The sequence below is a fragment of the Microbacterium sp. UCD-TDU genome, from assembly GCF_000340625.1.
Classification (GTDB): Bacteria; Actinomycetota; Actinomycetes; order Actinomycetales; family Microbacteriaceae; genus Microbacterium; species Microbacterium maritypicum.
In genome coordinates, this window is the sequence record NZ_KB454446.1 from 1259806 (window position 1) to 1279251 (window position 19446).

General features: G+C 69.1%; 20 protein-coding genes. 7 read left to right on the top strand and 13 right to left on the bottom strand.

All coding sequences use genetic code 11. The annotated features are described in order from the left end of the window. The first annotated feature begins 134 nt into the window (after positions 1-134). On the top strand, positions 135-3752 hold the full coding sequence (locus tag D514_RS28950; RefSeq protein ID WP_017829846.1) for an efflux RND transporter permease subunit: 3618 nt from the start codon (positions 135-137) through the stop codon (positions 3750-3752). A gap of 145 nt (positions 3753-3897) precedes the next feature. Here D514_RS28950 and D514_RS28955 read toward each other — a convergent pair whose 3' ends face one another. Continuing rightward, the gene (locus D514_RS28955; RefSeq protein WP_017829847.1) at positions 3898-4638 is read right to left on the bottom strand and encodes an alpha/beta fold hydrolase; all 741 of its coding nucleotides are present in this window, start codon (positions 4636-4638) and stop codon (positions 3898-3900) included. A 70-nt stretch (positions 4639-4708) separates the two neighbouring features. On the opposite strand from D514_RS28955, the gene D514_RS28960 reads away from it, so the two are divergent. Beyond that, positions 4709-5407, top strand: a complete 699-nt coding sequence (locus D514_RS28960) for a YafY family protein (protein ID WP_017829848.1) — start codon at positions 4709-4711, stop codon at positions 5405-5407. Between the two features lie 72 nt (positions 5408-5479). On the opposite strand, the gene rplI is transcribed toward D514_RS28960, so the two are convergent. Genes rplI through rpsF form a run of 4 tightly spaced genes read right to left on the bottom strand, consistent with a single transcriptional unit; the run spans position 5480 to position 7135 of the window. Then, positions 5480-5932 (bottom strand): 50S ribosomal protein L9, encoded by a 453-nt coding sequence (rplI, locus tag D514_RS28965; protein WP_017829849.1) that lies wholly within the window; start codon positions 5930-5932, stop codon positions 5480-5482. A gap of 11 nt (positions 5933-5943) precedes the next feature. Then, positions 5944-6198 (bottom strand): 30S ribosomal protein S18, encoded by a 255-nt coding sequence (rpsR, locus tag D514_RS28970; protein ID WP_017829850.1) that lies wholly within the window; start codon positions 6196-6198, stop codon positions 5944-5946. 56 nt (positions 6199-6254) lie between these two features. After that, positions 6255-6761, bottom strand: a complete 507-nt coding sequence (locus D514_RS28975) for a single-stranded DNA-binding protein (protein WP_017829851.1) — start codon at positions 6759-6761, stop codon at positions 6255-6257. A 5-nt stretch (positions 6762-6766) separates the two neighbouring features. Next, positions 6767-7135 carry a 30S ribosomal protein S6 gene (gene rpsF, locus D514_RS28980; RefSeq protein WP_017829852.1) on the bottom strand — a complete coding sequence of 123 codons (369 nt, stop codon included), beginning with the start codon at positions 7133-7135 and terminating at the stop codon, positions 6767-6769. Between the two features lie 255 nt (positions 7136-7390). Here rpsF and D514_RS28985 point away from each other — a divergent pair, with 255 nt between their 5' ends. Continuing rightward, on the top strand, positions 7391-8095 hold the full coding sequence (locus D514_RS28985; RefSeq protein ID WP_236610930.1) for a hypothetical protein: 705 nt from the start codon (positions 7391-7393) through the stop codon (positions 8093-8095). A gap of 231 nt (positions 8096-8326) precedes the next feature. Next, positions 8327-9580 carry an NAD(P)/FAD-dependent oxidoreductase gene (locus D514_RS28990; protein ID WP_017829854.1) on the top strand — a complete coding sequence of 418 codons (1254 nt, stop codon included), beginning with the start codon at positions 8327-8329 and terminating at the stop codon, positions 9578-9580. Between the two features lie 106 nt (positions 9581-9686). Here the strand turns inward: D514_RS28990 and D514_RS28995 are convergent, their stop codons facing one another. From D514_RS28995 to D514_RS29015, 5 genes are read right to left on the bottom strand one after another with little or no spacing between them, the layout of a single operon-like run. Further along, complete coding sequence (locus tag D514_RS28995) at positions 9687-10526, bottom strand: ABC transporter ATP-binding protein (RefSeq protein ID WP_017829855.1); 840 nt, start codon at positions 10524-10526, stop codon at positions 9687-9689. Further along, on the bottom strand, positions 10519-11352 hold the full coding sequence (locus D514_RS29000) for an ABC transporter ATP-binding protein (protein WP_017829856.1): 834 nt from the start codon (positions 11350-11352) through the stop codon (positions 10519-10521). Before D514_RS29000 ends, D514_RS28995 begins: the two co-directional genes overlap by 8 nt. Next, on the bottom strand, positions 11349-12257 hold the full coding sequence (locus D514_RS29005; RefSeq protein ID WP_017829857.1) for an ABC transporter permease: 909 nt from the start codon (positions 12255-12257) through the stop codon (positions 11349-11351). The genes D514_RS29000 and D514_RS29005 overlap by 4 nt, the downstream gene beginning before the upstream one ends. After that, complete coding sequence (locus tag D514_RS29010) at positions 12254-13315, bottom strand: ABC transporter permease (RefSeq protein ID WP_017829858.1); 1062 nt, start codon at positions 13313-13315, stop codon at positions 12254-12256. The genes D514_RS29005 and D514_RS29010 overlap by 4 nt, the downstream gene beginning before the upstream one ends. An 11-nt stretch (positions 13316-13326) precedes the next feature. Continuing rightward, the gene (locus D514_RS29015) at positions 13327-14910 is read right to left on the bottom strand and encodes an ABC transporter substrate-binding protein (protein ID WP_017829859.1); all 1584 of its coding nucleotides are present in this window, start codon (positions 14908-14910) and stop codon (positions 13327-13329) included. Positions 14911-15114: 204 nt separating this feature from the next. On the opposite strand from D514_RS29015, the gene D514_RS29020 reads away from it, so the two are divergent. Further along, positions 15115-15648, top strand: a complete 534-nt coding sequence (locus tag D514_RS29020) for an Lrp/AsnC family transcriptional regulator (protein WP_017829860.1) — start codon at positions 15115-15117, stop codon at positions 15646-15648. Between the two features lie 10 nt (positions 15649-15658). Here D514_RS29020 and D514_RS29025 read toward each other — a convergent pair whose 3' ends face one another. From D514_RS29025 to D514_RS29035, 3 genes are read right to left on the bottom strand one after another with little or no spacing between them, the layout of a single operon-like run. Then, positions 15659-16015, bottom strand: coding sequence for a hypothetical protein (locus D514_RS29025; RefSeq protein WP_236610931.1), 357 nt, complete (start codon positions 16013-16015; stop codon positions 15659-15661). Positions 16016-16038: 23 nt separating this feature from the next. After that, positions 16039-16638 carry a GNAT family N-acetyltransferase gene (locus D514_RS29030; protein ID WP_017829862.1) on the bottom strand — a complete coding sequence of 200 codons (600 nt, stop codon included), beginning with the start codon at positions 16636-16638 and terminating at the stop codon, positions 16039-16041. Beyond that, the gene (locus D514_RS29035) at positions 16635-17282 is read right to left on the bottom strand and encodes a Pr6Pr family membrane protein (RefSeq protein WP_017829863.1); all 648 of its coding nucleotides are present in this window, start codon (positions 17280-17282) and stop codon (positions 16635-16637) included. Before D514_RS29035 ends, D514_RS29030 begins: the two co-directional genes overlap by 4 nt. A gap of 80 nt (positions 17283-17362) precedes the next feature. Between D514_RS29035 and D514_RS29040 the strand changes: the two genes are divergently transcribed. Together D514_RS29040 and D514_RS29045 are read left to right on the top strand one after the other, a co-directional pair. After that, complete coding sequence (locus D514_RS29040) at positions 17363-18331, top strand: hypothetical protein (RefSeq protein WP_017829864.1); 969 nt, start codon at positions 17363-17365, stop codon at positions 18329-18331. Continuing rightward, positions 18328-19428 carry a hypothetical protein gene (locus D514_RS29045; protein ID WP_017829865.1) on the top strand — a complete coding sequence of 367 codons (1101 nt, stop codon included), beginning with the start codon at positions 18328-18330 and terminating at the stop codon, positions 19426-19428. The genes D514_RS29040 and D514_RS29045 overlap by 4 nt, the downstream gene beginning before the upstream one ends. The last annotated feature ends 18 nt before the right edge of the window (positions 19429-19446 follow it).

Consider the following 19446-nt stretch of genomic DNA (forward strand, 5'->3'; position numbering starts at 1 on the left):
TCTCGTCGCGCTGAGCCGGACCCACAGGATTCGGCACGGGGCGACGTGAGTCGAGTGATCACAGGCGGCTTCCGCGTCGCGCGCGTGCTCCTTCGCCCGCTGCTGCGACCCAGCCGAAAGCACCTCACCGCTCCATGTCGTTCCTCACACGCAGCAGTCTCAAGAACCGCCTGATCCTGTCGCTCGCGACACTGGCGATCGTCGCTCTCGGCCTGATCTCGATGGGCTCGCTCAAGCAGGAGCTGATGCCGTCGTTGCAGGCGCCCATGGCGTTCATCTCGGCGCAGTCGCAGGGTCTCGCGCCCGAAGAGATGGCGAGCACCGTGACCGAGCCCGTCGAGCAGGCCGTCCGCGCCGTGCCCGGTGTGACGAGCGTCACGTCCACCACATCCAGTGGGGGCGCGCAGATCCTCGTCGAGTGGTCGTTCGGGGAGAACGACGAGGAGACCCTGCGCACGATCCGCAGTGCGACCGAGTCGTTGAAGCCGAGCTTCCCCTCTGGCACAGAGGTCCAGGTGGCGTCGGGCGGTGCCGGCGACCTTCCCGCGATGGTCCTCAGCGCGGGCACCAGCGGCGACCAGGAGACGTTCGGCGACGCTCTGCAGCAGACCGTCGTCCCGGCACTCAAGGGCGTACCGGGTGTGCGCGCCGTCGAGCTCGCGGGCCAGGAGACGCAGCGCATCACGATCGATCTCCGCCCCGCGGATGTCACGCGGCTGAAGGTCGAGCCTTCGACGCTCGGCCCGATCCTCGAGGCGCACGGCGCCGCGCTTCCGGCAGGGCAGGCGGATTCCGCCGAGGGGCCTCTGTCGATCACCGTGGGGTCGCGACTCGCCACTCTCGAAGACATCCAGGCCCTTCCTGTACCCACGCCCGAGGGAGCCGTCACGGTCGCCGAATTCGCCGACGTCTCGATCGAGACGGTGCCGGCGCAGACCATCTCACGGGTCAACGGCAACCCGTCGCTCACGCTCCAGATCATCCCGTCGCAGGGAGCCAACGTCGTCGACATCTCGCACGGTGTGAACGCCGAGCTCGACAGGCTGGCCCCGATCCTCAAGGCCGAGTTCGTGACGATCTTCGACCAGGCGCCCTACATCGAGCAGTCGATCCACGACCTCTCCGTCGAGGGCGGACTGGGCCTGCTCTTCGCCGTGCTCGTGATCCTCGCGTTCCTGCGCTCGTGGCGCTCGACGGTCATCGCGGCCGTGTCTATCCCGCTGTCGCTGCTGATCACGCTCGTGGGCCTGTGGTGGAGCGGCAACACCCTCAACATCCTGACCCTCGGCGCGCTCACGATCGCCATCGGACGTGTCGTCGACGACTCCATCGTGGTGATCGAGAACATCTCGAGACGACGCGGCGACGGGCCGCTCACCATCGACGGCATCGTCGCCTCGGTACGTCAGGTCGCCGGTGCCATCACCGCCTCGACTCTCACCACCGTCGCGGTCTTCCTGCCCATCGCCTTCGTCTCCGGAATCGCCGGGCAGCTGTTCCGTCCGTTCGCGGTGACGGTCTCGATCGCGCTTCTCGCCTCGCTCGTCGTCTCGCTCACGATCGTGCCGGTGCTCGCCTCCTGGTTCCTCAACCGGGCTCCGAAGCACCGTGCCGCAGCTGCCGAAGCATCTCAGCCAGTGGCCGAGGGATCGGCGGACGACGCACCGCTCGCCCCCGAGGACGAGGTACCGTCCGAGCTCGACGAGATCCACACGGCTCCCGACCGCCTGCAGCGCACGTTCATGCCGGCCCTGAACGCGACCCGTCGACACCCGGTCATCACCCTGGTCGCCTCGGCGCTGCTGCTCGTCGCGACGCTGGGTATGACGCCGTTCATCCAGACCGACTTCCTCGGCTCATCGGGCCAGGCGAGCCTGCAGGTCGTGCAGACGCCCCCGAAGGAGGCCACGGCCGACCTGGTCGCCGCCGCGGAGCCGGTCGAGAAGACGCTCGGGAAGATCGCGGAGATCGATGACATCACCACCTCGATCCCGGTCCCCACACCCGGCACCCCGACGTCGATCACCTACGACCTGCGGGTGAAGGACGGAGCCGACGTCGCCGCGGTCGAGTCGAAGGTGCAGAAGGCGCTGGACGGTCTTGCCGACAGCGGCACGATCGAGCTCGCTTCGCAGGACGCCTCCCTCGCGGGTGCGGGTGACGGCATCGCCCTGGCCATCCAGGGCAACGATCCGGCCGCGCTGCGGACCGCGAGCGATCTGCTGGAGAAGCAGCTCGCCGACGCCGACGGGGTGCGCTCCGTGAAGAGCGAGCTCGCCGGCGAGCAGCCGGTGCTGCGCGTGAAGGTCGACGAGCCGCTGGCCGCGCGCCTCGGCTTCGACCGGGCCACGATCGCGAAGGCCGTGCAGGAGGCGCTCTCGGGCACGACCGTCGGCACCCTCATGTACGAGGGTCGCGAGCGCGACATCGTCGTGCGCACGCCGGGCTCGGCACGAACCGCCGACAAGCTCGGCGAGATCATGCTGCCCGTCACGGCCCAGCAGACGGCCGAGGCGCAGAAGGCCGCCGCCGAGGCACTCGAGGCCAAGGCCAAGGCCAAGGCCGACGAGGCCAAGACAAAGGCCGAGAAAGAACTCGACTCGCAGATCAACACGGCCACGAAGCAGCGGGCCGAGCTCGCGGGTCAGATCGGCGCCCTCAACAAGCAGCTCGCGGAGCTGTCGGCGGCGCCGATCGTCCCCGCAGACCCGCTGAGTCCTGAGGACGAGGCGGTGCTCCAGGCGCAGGCGGAGCGCGCCGAGCAGCTCTCGGCGCTGCAGAGCGCGATCGAAGGCGCGCAGTCCGGCATCAAGGCGGCGGACGAGCAGATCAAGGCCCTGCGTCAGAGCCGCACCGACGCCGCCGCCCAGCAGGCGGAGGCCGAAGCCGCCGAGGCGGAGCAGAAGGCGGCCACCGAGGTCACGGGCACCGCGATCCCTCTCGCCGCGATCGCCACGGTCGAGGAAGAGCTCACCGCGCCGACCATCACCCGCGCGGAAGGCGAGCGGCAGGTCACGCTGACGGTCACGCCGGAGAAGGGCGGTCTGTCGGCGGCCAGCCGGGCGATCGACGAAGCGATCGCCGAGACCGACTTGCCGGCGGGCGTCACGTTCGAGCAGGGCGGCGCGTCCGCCCAGCAGGACGAGGCGTTCAGTCAGCTCGGTCTGGCGATGCTGGGGGCCATCGTTCTCGTGCTGCTGGTGATGGTGGCGACGTTCCGCAACTTCCGCGGCCCGCTCGTGCTGCTCATCTCGATCCCGTTCGCGGCGACCGGCGCGATCCTCGGGCTCCTGCTCACCGGTACGCCGATGGGGCTTCCAGCCCTGATCGGACTGCTGATGCTCATCGGCATCGTCGTGACGAACGCCATCGTGCTGATGGACCTCGTGAACCGCCTCCGGGTGGCCGGGGCGAGCCTGGACGAGGCCGTGGAGCACGGAACGCGTCTGCGTCTGCGTCCGATCCTGATGACGGCTGCCGCGACCGTGTTCGCGCTGGTCCCGATGTCGCTCGGCCTGACCGGTGGTGGCGTGTTCATCTCGAAGCCCTTGGCGATCGTGGTGATCGGCGGACTGGTCTCATCGACGCTGCTCACCCTGGTGCTGGTACCGGTCCTGTACACGCTCGTGGAGCGCAGCCGGGATCGCCGGATCGCCAAGCGTGCCGAGCGACGGGCCCGCCGTGAGGAACGCCGTGCCGCCTCTGCCGAGGAGTCGACGGACGTCTTCGAGGTGGCGGCCGACAGGGACTAGCCCCTCGCTCGCTCCCCGAGGTGCGGTGATCGCCGCACGGATGTCGGGAGGTTCCCACGGATCCCGCACGGATCTGCCGGAACCTCCCGACATCCGTGCATTCTCTCGACATCCGTGCGGGCGTGGGGCCGAACCGGCGCCGGGTTCAGTCGCTGGAGGAGGCGACCGCCCGGATCAGCTCCGCGAGGTCGCCGGGACGGCTCCACATCGGCCAGTGCCCCGTCGGCAGATCGACGACGTCGAGGTGGTCGAGCTCGGCGAGCTCGGCGAACATGGGGTGTCCGGCCTGCGCCAGCTCCCGCACCTGCGCGCCCGAGATCGAGCAGCAAACGAGCGTGGTCGGGATCCTGCGACGGGCATCGTCCACGAGGTCGACGGACTGTCGCAGCACGGGGCCGGGCTGCGGCACGGCCCGCTCGCGAAAGCGCTCGAGCACCTCCGTGCTCAGTCCCTCCAGACTCGCCTGCTGCCCCAGCACCTCGAAGGACGGCAGGGGAAGCTCCTCCACTTCCTCCGAGAGGTCGGGCGCGAACACGCTCCCCGTCGCCACCGGGCCGGAGTCGACCCACACGACCCGGGCGAACAGCTCCGGGTGCCGATCGAGCACGAGGCTGACGGGCGCGTTCGCGCCGCTGTGCGCGACGATGATCGCGGGCTGCTGCTCTGAGACACCCAGACGCGCGAGCTCTCCCACGATCCCGGCGGCTTGATCGTCGAGCGTCTTCGTCGCACGCTCGGGATCGTTCGCGTCGAGACCCGGCAGCGTCATCGCGACCGCACGGCTGCCCACGGCGTTCAGGTGTTCGAGGACCTCATCCCACGCCCACGCACCCAGCCAGTGGCCGGCGATGAAGAGGATGGTCGGGCTGCTCGTCGTCTGTGTCATAGCCCCAGCTTCCTCCGCACTGCGGGCAGGTGTGTGTCACTATTTATGTCATGAATTTCCAGGCGGAATCGTGAAGCGCGCAGAGCGCCTGCACGCGCTCTCCGAGATGCTGCGACGCAGCGGATCGCGGGGCTGCTCGGCCGAGCGTCTGGCGCGGGAGTTCGACGTCTCCGTGCGCACCGTCAAGCGCGACCTGGCGGCGTTGGAGCGCAGCGGCGCGCCGCTGTGGTCGCGCCCGGGTCCCGGAGGCGGCTACGGCCTGGCCGCGGGAGCATCCCTGCCGCCGGTGAGCCTGTCTCCCGCGCAGGCCGTGGCCCTCATGGCTGCCGTGTCCGCGGCACCCGACGCCCCCTACGCCGACCTGGCCGCGGCGGGTGTGCGGAAGATCCTGGATGTCCTCGATCCTCACACGCGCGCCCGGGCCGACGCGCTCGCCCACCGCGTGTGGATCGATGCACCCCCCTCATCCTCCCGCGCCATCCGGTCGGCGCTGGAGGAGGCGATGTCGGACCAGCGCGTGGTCCGCCTCCGGTACACGGCCGGAGACGGGAGCACGACAACGCGTGATGTCGAGCCCGTGCTGTTCGCCTCCACGAACGGCCAGTGGTACCTGGTCGGGTGGTGCCGTCTGCGTGACGCCATGCGGTGGTTCGCCGTGTCGCGCGTCGAGAGGGCCAGCGTCACGAACGCGGCCTGCAGCGGTCACACCGTCGATGAGGTCGGAGAGCCGCCGGCGAACGCGCGGCCGGTGCACGGTCGAGACGGGTGAGGCGCACGAGCGACCGGGCCGGGGAATGCAGAACGCCCCTGTCCCGGAGGACAGGGGCGTTCTCGACGTGCCTTACTTGGCGGCGACGACCTGCAGCGTGATCACTGCGGTGACGTCGTCGTGCAGACGCACGGTCGCCTCGTGCTCACCGGTCACCTTGATGGGCGACGTGATGTGCACCTTGCGCTTGTCGATCGAGCCCAGGCCGGCGGCTGCGACAGCATCCGCGACGTGGTCCGTCTTGACGGAGCCGAAGAGACGACCCTCCTTGCCGGCCTTGACCGTGAGGCGCACCTTGGTGCCCTCGAGAGCGTTCTTCAGCGCGACAGCGTCGTCACGATCGTGGATCGCGCGTGCCTGACGCGCGGCCTGGATCGATGCGACCTGCTTTTCGCCACCGCGGGTCCACGCCGTAGCGAAGCCCTGCGGGATGAGGAAGTTGCGGGCGTACCCGTTCTTGACCTCGACAACGTCACCGGCACTACCCAGCCCGGCGACCTCGTTCGTGAGAATCAGCTTTGCCATCTCGATACCCCTTACCGGCCGGCGCCAGCGTAGGGCAGGAGCGCCATTTCGCGCGCGTTCTTGATCGCCGTGGCGATCAGACGCTGCTCCTGCACCGAGACACCGGTGATACGACGGGCGCGGATCTTGCCACGCTCCGAGACGAACTTGCGAAGGGTGGCGACATCCTTGTAATCGATGACACCGACCCGGATGGACTTCGCGGGAGCGGTGGGCTTGCCACCCTTCCGCGGCTTGCGGCGGTCGCCGCTCGACTTTCCAGCCATTGTTTTTCCTTAGTGATGAGCGGATGCCGGCCGTGAAGGCCGGATCCAGAAGTTGTTCAGAACGGGGTGTCGTCGCCGAAGCTGCCGGGAGTGCTCCAGGCATCCGCGCTGGTCGACGAACCGGGCGTGGACCACGGCTCCTCCGACACCTGCTGCTGCGCGGGACGGGACTGTCCACCGCCACCGGCACCGCCGGTCGAGGCCGCACGGGTGACCTGCGCGGTCGCGTACCGGAGCGAGGGGCCGATCTCGTCGACCTCCAGCTCGATCGCGGTGCGCTGGTTGCCCTCGCGGTCCTGGTAGGAGCGCTGACGCAGACGGCCCTGCGCGATGACGCGCATGCCCTTCGTCAGCGAACCCGCCACGTGCTCGGCGAACTCGCGCCAGACGGATGCGCGGAGGAACAGCGCGTCGCCGTCCTTCCACTCATTCGCGGCACGGTCGAAGTTCCGAGGCGTCGATGCGATGGTGAAGTTCGCCACCGGCAGCCCGTTCTGCGTGTAGCGCAGCTCGGGGTCGGCCGTGAGGTTTCCCACCACGGTGATGACGGTTTCGCCGGCCATGGGACTTAGGCCTTCGCAGCCTTGGCGGCCTTGCGAGCAGCCTTCTCTTCGGAGCGCTTGGCCTCCGAAGCGACCATCGCCTGAGCCTCTTCCGAGCGGAGGACCTTGGTACGCATGATCTGCTCGTTCAGCTTCAGCTGACGGTCGAGCTCCTGCGTGGCCTCGCTGGTAGCGGTGAAGTTGACGACGGCGTAGATGCCCTCGGTCTTCTTCTGGATCTCGTAAGCCAGACGGCGCTTGCCCCAGATGTCGACCTTGTCAATCGAGCCACCATCGTTGGTGATGACCTTCAGGAACTTGTCGAGCGTCGGGGCGACCGTGCGCTCGTCGATCTCGGGGGTCAGAATGACCATGAGTTCGTACTGGTGCGTCACTTACCCACCTCCTTCGGACTAGAACGGCTCTCGGGACTTTCCCGGGAGCAGGAGGGTGTGTGCACGTGCCGGCCTCTGGAATCCCGAATGGACGCCGCGAGACAGACAACCTTGACAGTCTAGCGGAAGAGCAGTGATGCCGCGAACGGATCCTCGGGCACAGCGGCAAGCGGTGACGGGACGACGGCGGTTGTTGGCATGCTGGAGAGAGTGCCGGATGACGGTCATCGGGCACTCGACCAGAGGGGGGACGCGATGCGCGTCAACAAATGGGGGGTCGGCGTCGTACTCGCCACCGCCGTACTGCTCACCGGGTGCACCGGAGGCGGGTCGGACTCGACCACCGAGAAGAAGCCCAGTGCCGGCGCCTCGCAGGAGGCAGAAGCACCCGAGATGGACTGCCCCGAATTGAAGGACGGCGCGAGCCTCGACGGTTCCGTGCTCGGCGACTGCGTCGCGGACGCGATGTCGGAGACCGCAGGCTATGCCGCCACGTCCAGCGTCATGGGCATCGATTCGACGGCCCGCGTCAATCCGTCCGACAAGGCCATCGAGACGATCTCGCCCGCGGGCTCCCTGATCGTCATCGGCGATGACGTCTGGGTGAAGTCGGCGACGAGCGACTGGCAGGCCGCGGACCCGTCGTCGAGCGACCCGGTCATCGCCGCGCTCAGCGCGAGCGCCGCCGATGCTTCCCTGCTCGACCCGACCAAGGCCGCCGACGCCGTCACGGGCGCGTTCACCGTGACCGGCACCGGAGAGCGCCTCGGGCAGGCGGTCTACCTCTTGTCCGGCACCATGGAGCAGCAGGGAACCGCGGTCGAGGTCGTCTTCGAGGTCACGGCGGACTACGTCGTCCTCGCCTCGTCCAGCAGCGCGTCGCTTGAGGGCCAGACGGTGGAGGTCACGATGGAGATCACCGAGTGGGACGTGAGGCAGGAGATCGTCGCACCCGTCTGAGCGGGAGCGTGACACGACGGGCCGGGGCAGCTGCCTCGGCCCGTCGTGCGTGACGGTCGTACGCTGGTGCCATGCAGCCCGTCCGCACCGCGAACAGCGTCGACGCTTCGGGATCCTCATGAGACCGGAGGGGAAGCCCGAGGCTGCGCGATGCACGTCTGCTCGACGAAGAGGAACGGGCCGCGATCAGCGGACGCGCGGCGGAGATCCGCAGAGGAGAGGTCGAAGCGTATGCCTGACGTGATCGTGATCGGGGCAGGGCTGGCAGGACTCCGCTGCGGCGGGATGCTCGCGTCACAGGGACTCGAAGTCGTCATGCTCGAGGCTTCGGATGCCGTCGGGGGCCGCCAGCGCACCGACATCGTCGACGGGTTCCGGCTGGATCGCGGCTTCCAGGTGCTGAATCCGGCTTACCCGGCACTGCGCCGCAGCATCGATCTGGATGCCCTCGCCCTGCGCAGCTTCCCGGTCGGCGTGCGGGTGCGCACCGCTCACGGCACGGCTGAGCTACGGCATCCGCTGCGGCATCCGCTCTCGATCATGCGCACGCTGCGCAGCGGATTGGTGAACGGAGCAGATGCGGTCGCACTCGCGCGCTGGGCGGCGCCGGCTCTGGTGCGTCCGCTCTCACGTCTCGCGCAGGACGATGTCACGGTACGTGAGGGGTGGGATGCCGCGGGTCTGCGCGGCCCTCTCCGCACCGCCGTGCTCGAGCCGTTCCTCGCCGGGGTGCTGGCAGAGGACCGCGGCGTGACGTCGAACGCCTTCGCGCGGCTGCTCGTGCGGTACTTCGTGCTCGGGCGTCCCGGCCTGCCCGCTCAGGGGATCGCTGCGGTGCCGGAGCAGCTTGCCGCACAGGCACGGAGAGCCGGAGCCGAACTCCGCCTGGGCTCGCCCGTCGCACAGGTGCGCTCGCGCGGTGAGGGCGTGCAGGTGGAGGTGGCCGACGGCGACTCCCTCCACGCGGCCCGGGTCGTCGTCGCGGTCGGTCCGGAGGCCGTCGACGAACTCACCGGACTCTCCACGCCGGCGACGAACGGTCTGCAGACCTGGTGGTTCGCCGCCGCCGAAGCGCCGACCTCCTCCGCACTGCTCACCGTCGACGGCCGGCGCCGAGGTCCGATCGTGAACACCGTGGTGATGACGAACACGGTCCCGTCGTATGCCCCGGCCGGACGCCATCTCATCGCCGCGACATGTCTGCTTCCGCACGGTGGCGATCCCTCCACCGAGAGCGAGGTGCGCCGCCACCTGAGCGGGATCTGGGGCACCGACGTGAGCGCGTGGGAGCTGCTGCGTCGGGACGACATCGCCGACGCACTACCGGCCCAACCGGCGCCCCTGGAGCCGGCCCGCTCGCCGCGCTTCGCCGCGCGGATGTACATCGCCGGCGATCACCGTGACACCGCGTCGATCCAGGGAGCCCTGGCGTCGGGAGAACGCGCGGCCCGAGCGGTGCTGGTCGACGCGGGGATTCGAGAGTGATCGGCTCTCTCCGGATCCGGTGAACGCGGCTGCTCGCAGCGACGCGGTGTCGAGGCTCGTGCGCTGACGAATCGTCCCGGCCGGGACGGAGCGGTTGAGACCGACCTCAGTTCAGGACCGGCGGCACTTCCGACCAGACGATCCGTTCCTCCGTCGTCGGCGCGACCGGGATGCGCCCTGATCCGTCCGGCTCGGGGATCGCGGCCAGGAGCGCCTGCGTGTAGGGATGCCCGGGTGCCGCCCAGAGCTGATCCGTCGGACCCGACTCGAGCACGCGCCCGCCGAACATCACGAACGTGCGGTCGGCGATGCGCCGCACCACGGCCAGGTCGTGGGAGATGAACAGCATTCCCGCCCCCGACTCCGCCACGAGGTCGCGCATGAGTCCGGCGACACTCGTCTGGGTCGATGCGTCGAGCGCCGAGATCGGTTCATCGGCGACGAGGAGCGACGGCCGCGCGGCCAGGGCCCTGGCGATCGCGATGCGCTGCTTCTGCCCGCCCGAGAACTGGTGCGGGAAGCGCGTGCTCACGTTGGTCGACAATCCGACGCGTTCGAGCCATTCGTCCACGGTCGATCCCTCGGCGCCGCGCGCACGGGCGGTGGCGATGCCGTCCGCGATCTGGTCGCCGATGCGGCGTCGCGGGTTGAGCGACGTCGCCGGGTCCTGGAACACCATCTGGATGCCGGTGAGGGCGATCGAGCGACGGCGGATGCCGAGCGGCGACACCGGGGCGTCGCGGAAGAGCACGGACCCCGCGGCGATCTTCTCGATGCCGACCGCGGCACGGGCAAGGCTCGACTTGCCACTGCCGGACTCGCCGACCAGCGCGACGGTCTCTCCCGCGGCGACGCTGATCGACACACCGTTCACGGCGATCACCGGCGGGTTGCCCGGGTAGCGCACGACCACGTCTCGTGCGTCGAGGACTGCGACCTCACTCATCTGCGGCCTGCCCTTCCGGTGCCTCGTCGATGCGCGAACCCGGGAGGGCCGCGAGCAGCATGCGCGTGTATTCGTGCCGAGGATCGCGGAACAGCGTCTCGCGGTCGGCGAGCTCCACGATGCGGCCGTCCTTCATGACCGCCACACGGTCGGCGATCGCACTCATCACGCCGAGGTCATGGGTCACCAGGAGCACGGCGAGGTTGCGTTCGATCGCGAGGTCGCGCAGCAGCTTCAGGATGCCCGCCTGCACCGTGACGTCGAGAGCGGTGGTGGGCTCATCCGCCAGCAGCACCTCCGGGTCGCAGGCCAGAGCGCACGCGATCGCGATGCGCTGACGCTGCCCGCCCGAGAACTGATGAGGGTAGCGCCCCAGGGCCGCGGCAGGGTTCGGCACCTGCACGGTCTCGAGCAGCTCGACAGCCCGCGCTCGGGCGGCAGCGCCCTTGAGACCGAGGTGCACCCGCATGTGGTCGGTGAGCTGGCGGCCGACGGGCAGCTGCGGGTGCAGCGAGGCCGAGGGATCCTGGAACACCATCGCGATCCGCTTGCCGCGCACCCTGTTGAGCGCGCGGCGGTTGAGTCCGAGGAGTTCTTCGCCGCCGAGGAGGATCGATCCCCCGGTGCGGGCCTGACGCGGCAGCAGTCCCAGAACAGCGAGCGAGGTGAGCGTCTTGCCCGAGCCCGATTCCCCGGCCAGTCCGTGGATGCGGCCCGCCTCGAGTTCGAGCGAGACACCCTTCACGAGCGGGCGTCCGATGTCGATCGTCAGGTCGCGGATGCTGAGCGTCGATGTCTGCTGCACGGCAGCGCTGTGGGCACTCATGCGGCCACCCCCGCCGACGCCTTGTGCTCCGCAGCCTTCTCGTGCGTGATCTCGGCCGTCGGGTCGAGCACGTCGCGCATCGCATCTCCGAGGAAGTTGAACGCCAGCACCACGGTCAGGATCGCGAGACCCGGGAAGACCCCGAGCCACCAGGCGTCGAAGTTCTGCATCGCCCCCGAGATCATCGACCCCCACTCGGCCGTCGGCGGTTGCGCACCGAGACCGAGGAAGGAGAGTCCGGAGAGCAGGAGGATCGCCGCACCGATGTCGAGCGTCGCCAGCACCAGGACGGGGCCGGCGATGTTCGGGAGGATGTCGACGAACAGCGTGCGTGCCGGCGAGTGCCCGAGCAGTCGTCCCGCGATCACGTAGTTCTGACCGCGGAGCCCCAGCACGATGCTGCGTGTGACACGGGAATACTGCGGCCACGACACCACGATCGCCGCGATCACCGCGTTGAACAGCGACGGGCCGAGCGAGGCCGCGACCACCATCGCGAGGATCACGGTCGGGAAGGCCATGAACAGGTCGGTGATGCGCATGAGCGTCTCGTCGACCCATCCGCCGAAGTACCCGGCGAGCGCTCCGATGAGCGTGCCGATGATCATGGCCGCGATCACGAGCATGAGCGCGAGCGGCAGGCTCACGGTGGCGCCGGTCATCAGGCGGGAGAAGATGTCGCGTCCGTTGCCGTCGGTCCCGAGGAGCGTGTCGATCCCCGGGGGCTGCAGACGCGGCAGCACCTGCGCGTTCGGCGGGTACGGGACCCACCACTGGGCGGTGAAGGCCACGATGACCCAGGCTCCGGCGATGACGGTGCCGATGATCCCCAGCGGTGTGCGCCAGGCGCGGGGCCAGCGGAAGCGGAAGCGCCCGGCCGGGGAGGCGGCGGCGATGCGGCTCATGCGATCCTCACTCTCGGGTCGAGCACGCCGTACAGCAGGTCGACGATGAAGTTGATGAGGAGGTAGATGACGCCGACCACGAGACCGACGCCCATGATGCCCGGCAGGTCGAGGTTCGCGGCGGAGTTGTAGGCGTAGGTGCCCAGGCCCGGCCAGGCGAACACCGACTCGACGAGCACCGTGCCCGAGAGCAGAGCGCCGAACGCGACACCCACCACCGTGAGGATCGGCAGCGACGCTCCCCGCAGCACGTAGTCGAGGATCACCCGCATGGCCGGGAGCCCCTTGGCGCGGGCGGCGCGTACGTAGTCGCTCCCGAGGACCTCGAGCACCGAGGTGCGGATGAAACGGGTGAGCAGGCCGATGGTCACGAGCGAGAGCACCATGACGGGAAGCGCGAGGTGCGCGAGGGCGTCGAAGAAGCCGACGGCGTCGCCGTTCAGGAGGTAGTCGACCGTGTAGAGCCCCGTCACGCGCGGCGGCGGCGTGATCGACGGGGAGATGCGGCCGGATCCCGGTGCGATGCGCAGCTCGAGGAAGAAGACGTAGAAGCTGACGAGTGCCAGCCAGAAGGTCGGCACGCTGAGCCCGACCAGCGTCACGACGCGGATGACCTGGTCGGTGACGAGTCCGCGACGGTAGGCGGCGAGCGTACCGAGCACGATGCTGACAGCGAGGCTGACGATGATCGCCCCGATCGCGATCTCGATGGTCGCCGGCACCGCGGTGGCGAGGTCGCTGGTGACCGGGCGTCCGGTCACCAGCGACGTGCCGAGGTCCCCGCGCAGCAGGTTCCCCATATAGATGAAGTACTGCACGAACAGTGGCTGGTCGAGACCGTGCTCCTTGATGAACGCATCACGCGTCGCGGGGTTCTGCGACGCACCCTCACCGAGCGCGGCCGAGACCGGGTCTCCCGGCACCAGGTTGGTGAGCGCGAACGTGACGATCGTCACGCCCACCAACAGGAGCAGGGAGGTGCCGGCCCGCCGCAGCAGGTATCCGATCAGAGGCGATCGACGCCGCTGCGCCTGCCTCTGCACCGCCACTGTCGTCATGAGATGTCCGTTCAGCCGGCCGGCGTGATCTCGGCGATGTCCATCTCCCAGACGGAGTTGTACACCGCACCCTTCACGCTGTCCGCGGAGGAGATGTTGCGACCGGGAACGATCAGCGGCACGAACGGGCCCTCGGCCTGCATCGCCTCGGCGAATTCGGTGAAGGCTGCCGTGCGCTGGTCGGGGTCGGTCGCGGCGGCGGCACCGGCGGCGATACCGGCGATCTCCGGGTTGGCCTCGGCTGCCCAGCCGGCGCGGAGGCCGACCTTCAGCCCCGGGGCGAAGGGCAGGAAGTTCGCGGAGTCGGCGTAGTCCGGGCCCCAGAACCACAGGCCGAAGCCCTCGGTGCCGTTGACGTAGGCGTCGAGCTCGGTCGCGAACGGCGCGGGGGCGAGGTCGACCGTGATGCCGGCGTCTTCGAGCTGTGCCTGCACGCGCTCGGCGAGCGGGGTGAACTCCACGCCGCCGACCGGGTAGTCGTTCGGGAACTGCAGCTTGAGGGTCTGACCCGTGTAGCCGGCCTCGGCGAGCGCGGCCTTCGCCTTGTCGAGATCCTGCTTCACGCCGCCGTCGAGGGCGCCCTCGAATCCGGGCGGGATGACGCCGGTCGCCTGCACGGAGCCGGCGCCGGCCAGCTCCAGCAGTGCGTCGTAGTCGAGGGCGTAGCGGATCGCCTCGGCGATCTTCACATTCGCCAGGTCACCGGCGACGGCCTCGGACTGGTTGAGCAGCAGGAAGATGGTCTGGCCGGAGGGGACGGAGTCGACCGTGATGCCGTCGCCGAGACCGGCGACCTGGTCGCCGTTCAGGTCCATCGCGACCATCGAGTCGCCGCCCTTGAGGTTGGCGAGCTGGGTGGCGCTCTCCGAGACGTTGCGCACGACGACGCGCTTGTAGTCGGAGGCCTCGTCGCCGTTGTACTCGTCGTTCTTGGTCAGCACGACCTGCGAGCTGAGGTCGAGCGTGTCGAGCACGAAGGGGCCGGAGCCCGCGGAGGCGCCGTCGAGGAACTTCTGCGCCGAGTCGGTGCCGTCGATCGCGCCGCCGTTCTCGATGACGACGTCGGAGTTGACGATGCCGAGTGCCGGGTTCGCGAGGATCGCGGGCAGCTGCAGCAGCGGGGTCTCGGACGTGAACTCGATCGTCTTGTCGTCGACCTCGGTGATGGTGAGACCGCCGAGAAGGAAGTTGGGCTTGGCGTCTTCCATGCCCTGGATGCGCTGCAGCGAGAACACGACGTCCTTCGCCTCGATCGGCGAGCCGTCGGAGAAGACGCGGTCGCCGTCGAGCGTGAAGGTGAACTCGGTCGCCTCGTCGTTCTGCTCCCACGACGCGAGGCCGGGGACGGGGGTGGAGACGTCGGAGCCCTCGAAGTCGACGAGGGTCTCGTACAGGGCCTTCGCGATCATGTTGCCGGTCGGGTCGTAGGTGTGCCCCGGGTCGGTGGTCTCGATCGAGAACGCGGTGTCGATGACGAGGGAGTCGGATCCGGACTGTCCGCCGCCGGTCGCCGAGTTCCCTCCAGAGCAACCTGCGAGCGCGAGGAGCGCTGTGGCTCCGAGCGCGATGACCGGCGTGATACGGCGTGACGACATGAGGGCCTCCAGAGGCGAGGAGTACATTCGGGTGAGTCGCCACCGATGTGGACGACCGTGGATCAGATTCGCATCATATGCGACGATGTGTCCAGCAAGAGTGGGTCACCTCGACACGCTCTGTCCAGAACCTCGGATGTGAGGAACAATATGTCCAGCAAGAATGCGGAAGATTCGAAGCATTCTGGACGAAGTGCCGCCCCATTGGACGAGACGGCGTACAGAATCCTCGAAGTCCTGCGTGATAACGGTCGTGTCTCGATCGCCGCTCTCGCCGACAAGGTGGGGATCTCACGCGCGAACGCCTACACGCGCGTCGAGTCGCTCGTGCACGACGGCGTCATCACGGGCTTCAGCGCCCGCGTCGATCAGGCGAAGGCGGGGCTCTCCATCGGCGCCCTCGTCTTCGTCACCGTGATGCCGCAGGCCTGGGCGTCGTTCCGGGAGCGGGTGCTGGAGATGCCCGATGTGGAGTGGTGCGCGATCACGACGGGCGAGCACGACGCGATGCTGCTGATCCGCGCCGTCGATGTCAGCGGGGTGCACGAGTTCTCCACCGGAGTGATCGCTCAGCTGCCCGAGGTGCGCACGGTGGTCAGCGTGGTGGTGCTCGACGAGGTGATCCGCCGCCCCTACCTGCTGCCGGGGGACCTGCCGCAGCGCGACACCGAGATCCCTCTCGGCATGACGCGCTGGACGCCCGCCTCGCCCGGCCGCGATGCGCTGCCGCCGCGCTGAGACGCAAGCCTCAGGCGGTGATCTCCTCGCACACGCTCAGCTGCGGGAGTCCGTGCATCTCGTAGTGCTCGACCAGGCGGATGCCGCCGTCGTCGGTCAGCTCCAGCTCGCTCTCGCCGTCGCCGGTCACGACCGTGCCGTCGGCCTTGAGCACGTGCACGAAAGACACCCAGATCGTGTCACCCGTGCGGGTGCCGACGAACTTGCCGAAGGTGACCGTGTCGCCCTCGTACCCGCCCCAGATCGCGCCGTCGCGCTCGAAGTACTCGAAGATGCTCGGGGATTCCGGGTCGACCGCAGAGGTCGTGGACGACACCATGCGGAATCGGCGGCCGTCGAGGGAGGGAAGGGTTGCAGTCGCAGTCACATCCTCGATTATGGGGGATCCCGTCACGAGCCGTCCGCGCCGTCGCGCCCCCGCCATTCGTCTTCGAGGAGGGCGTACACGAGCAACGTCGTCCATTCGCCCTTGAACCATTCGCTCTCAACCAGACGGGCCTCACGGCGGAAGCCGAGCCTTTCCACGACCCCGGCGGATGCCGTGTTGCGCTCGTCGATGCGCGCCACGATGCGGTGCAGGCCCACGCCGTCGAAGCCCAGCGCGAGGAGCGCGTCGACGGCCTCGGTCGCATAGCCCCGGCCGCCGGCGCGCGGGTCGAAGATGTACCCGACCTCGCCGGATCGGTCGCTCTCGCTGCGCCAGAACAGCACCACATCGCCGAGGAGTGCGCCGGATGAACGCTCCTCGACGGCGAGGGAGACCGCGTCGCCCTCCTTCGCGAAGCGCGTGTTCGACCACGTGGTGGCTATGCGCTGTTCGACCTCCGCCAGCTCCAGCGGCGCGTAGGGCACGTACCGCACGGCATCAGGGTCGGACTTGTAGACGTGCATCGGTGCGGCATCGGCGGGCGCGATCGGGCGCAGGAGCAGACGCTCCGTGATGATCGGGTACTCGGGCCAGTGTCCGTTCACCGTCGTCCGTTCGCTCATTCGGATGCCCTCATCCACACGCCGCGGAATCGGCTGGCCGTCCAGACCAGGACGCCGGCGAGCAGCACGGCGACAAGCAGCCCGAGCACGTGGAGCATCAGCGAACCGAGCCCGCGTTCGGGGAGCAGGAAGCCGTAGGGCACCCAGCCGTCGGTGACTCCGCGCCACAGCACCACGACCAGCCAGATCAGGGGGTAGGGCACGAGCATCCAGAGTCGGGACCACGGCAGCCGGGGGCGATCGCCGACGAGCAGCCAGTCGAGCGCCACGAGCAAGGGGAACACGACGTGCAGCAGCACGCTCACCCAGGGCGGCGCCGAGCCCGTGCCGGGGACGAGCACGTTGTAGATCACGCCGACCACGAGCAGGTAGGCGGTCACGATGCCGCGCGGCAACACGAACCACGAGGGAACCGATCGGCCGGTCGTCACGAGTGCACCGCTGCCGATCAGGACGAGCGCCGCGATGAGACCGGTCTGGTTCGTGAAGTACCCGAAGTAGTCGAACGGGCTCGCGTCCCCCACGGCGATGCGCAGAGCGTAGGCGTAGAGGAGGACCGCGATGACCGAGCCGCCGACCACGATGCGGGCGATTCCCCACGCGCGGCGGGTCTGCGGCGCGACGGTCTCGGTCTCGGTCTCCACGACGTCAGCCTAGGGCGGCTCTGCGCGCACCCGGTGTCCGCCCGCCACGCGAACAGCGCAGTGCCGGGTAGCGTGGTCGCATGGAGTGGACGCCCGATCCCTCGGCGGGGGCATGGCTGCGTGAGCGGCTCGACGCCGGTAGCGAGACCATGCATGTGGTGGTGCCCCGCGGCTTTCCCGCGTATGCGCGCATCTTCCATCCGGCCATCGTCCGCTCATCGCCGGACCGGGCGATCCCGACGGCGGACGAGTGGGTGCGGATGCCCGAGTCCGCGCAGCACGCGCTCATGGCCGGATTCGTCGACGAGCCGGCGTCGTGGGCGCAGACGGCGGCGGCCTTCGGCACGGTCCTCCATCCGCTCGCGCAGTGGAACCGGCTCGTGCGCACCCCTCCCGGCGGCGACTGGCGCACCCGGATCGCCCCCGACGGTCGCGAGTTCACCGCGCCGATGGAGGGTGAGCTGGAACCTGGCCACCTGGCGAACATCGTCACCCACCTCGTCGAGCACACACAGACGCCGGATGCCGGTTTCGCCGCGCTCTGGGAGGGGCGTGGCGATCTGCTGGGCTTCGTCGGCATCACCCCATCGCGCTCGTTCCCGACGTTCTCGGACGATCCGAACCATCAGGCGATGCTCGACCGCAGCGCGCGCGATCCGTTCAACAACGTGTTCCGCAAGCCCACCTGGCAGGAGGGCATCCTCTCGAAGGAGATCTCGGAGGGGCCGAGGTTCGAGCTGCCAGGACGGGGACACGTGCTGTTCTCCGCTGCCCCGCGTGCGTTCGCCGATCCGGAGTGGGTGCTGCACGTCCCTTGGCGCGATCTCCCCGCCGAGGAGCGCGGATTCCCGCCGGCGGCACAGAGCCCGAGCCTCCTCTGGCCGGAGGATCGCGCCTGGGTGCTGGTGAGCGAGGTCGACTTCGACTCCACGATCGTGGCCGGCTCGCCCGCACTGATCGAGGCGCTGTGCGCGGACGAGCACCTGGAGGCCCTCCCGCTTCCGGAGGGCGCCGATCTCACGTGGGACGCCGATGCGGTGAACAGGTGACGTCCCCGCAGATGACCTTCGACGCCCGACCCCTCACCGATCCGGTCGACGCGAGCGCGGTGCGCGCCTTCGCCGCAGAGCTCCGTTCCCGGCCGACGGGTGGCGTCGGGGCATCCACGATCATCGGCATCGTGGCGGTCGCGATCGTCGCCGTGGTGATGCTGCCTGTCCTCATCAGCGTGGTCCTGAGCCTGGCGTCCTTCGGCGGCTCCCCCGCGTCCGCAGCGATCCCCCTCGTGCTGATCGCGCTGCTGCTGGCCGCCGCGGGCGTGATGATCCGGCTGGGCGTGCGCAATGCCCAGACGACGCGGTACCGCCTGCATCGGTTCGCACAGACGAACGGCATGACCTACGAGCCCAAGGTCGTCGACCCGCCACTGCCCGGCATGATCTTCCACCTCGGGCGCGGGCGGCAGTCCACCGATCTGATCCGCGGCACCAGGCCGCGCTTCGTGGAATTCGGCAACTATCAGTACACGGTGCAGTCGGGAAAGAACTCCACGACCTACCGCTGGGGCTACGTGGCCGTGAAGCTCGATGCACCGCTGCCGAACATCGTCCTCGATGCCAAGGGCAACAACGGGTTCGGCTCGAACCTGCCGGCATCGTTCCAGCGAAGCCAGCGGCTGTCGCTCGAGGGCGACTTCGACCAGCACTTCACGCTCTACTGCCCCGAGGGCTACGAACGCGACGCGCTCTATCTCTTCACGCCCGACATCATGGCGCGCTTCATCGACAACGCGGCCGAGCTCGACGTGGAGATCGTCGACGACTGGCTCTTCCTCTACACGCAGCGGAAGGTGTCGACCCTCGATCCCGACACCTGGGCCTGGCTGTTCGGCACCGTCGGCGCTCTGCTGACGAAGTTCGACCAGTGGGCGCGATGGCGCGATGAGCGGCTCGTCGCCGAGAACGGGGCGTTCGCCTCGGCTCCGACGCCGAGTCCGTCTCTGCCGTTCGCTCCGCCAGCTGGACTGCTCACCCCGCCACCCGGAGTCGCCCCTCAGGGGCGGCGACTCAAGCGCGGGGGCACATGGATACCCATCGCCATCGCGCTCATGATCGCCGGGTTCTGGATCGTGAGCAGATTCAACTGAGCCGATGCGACCGAGCGG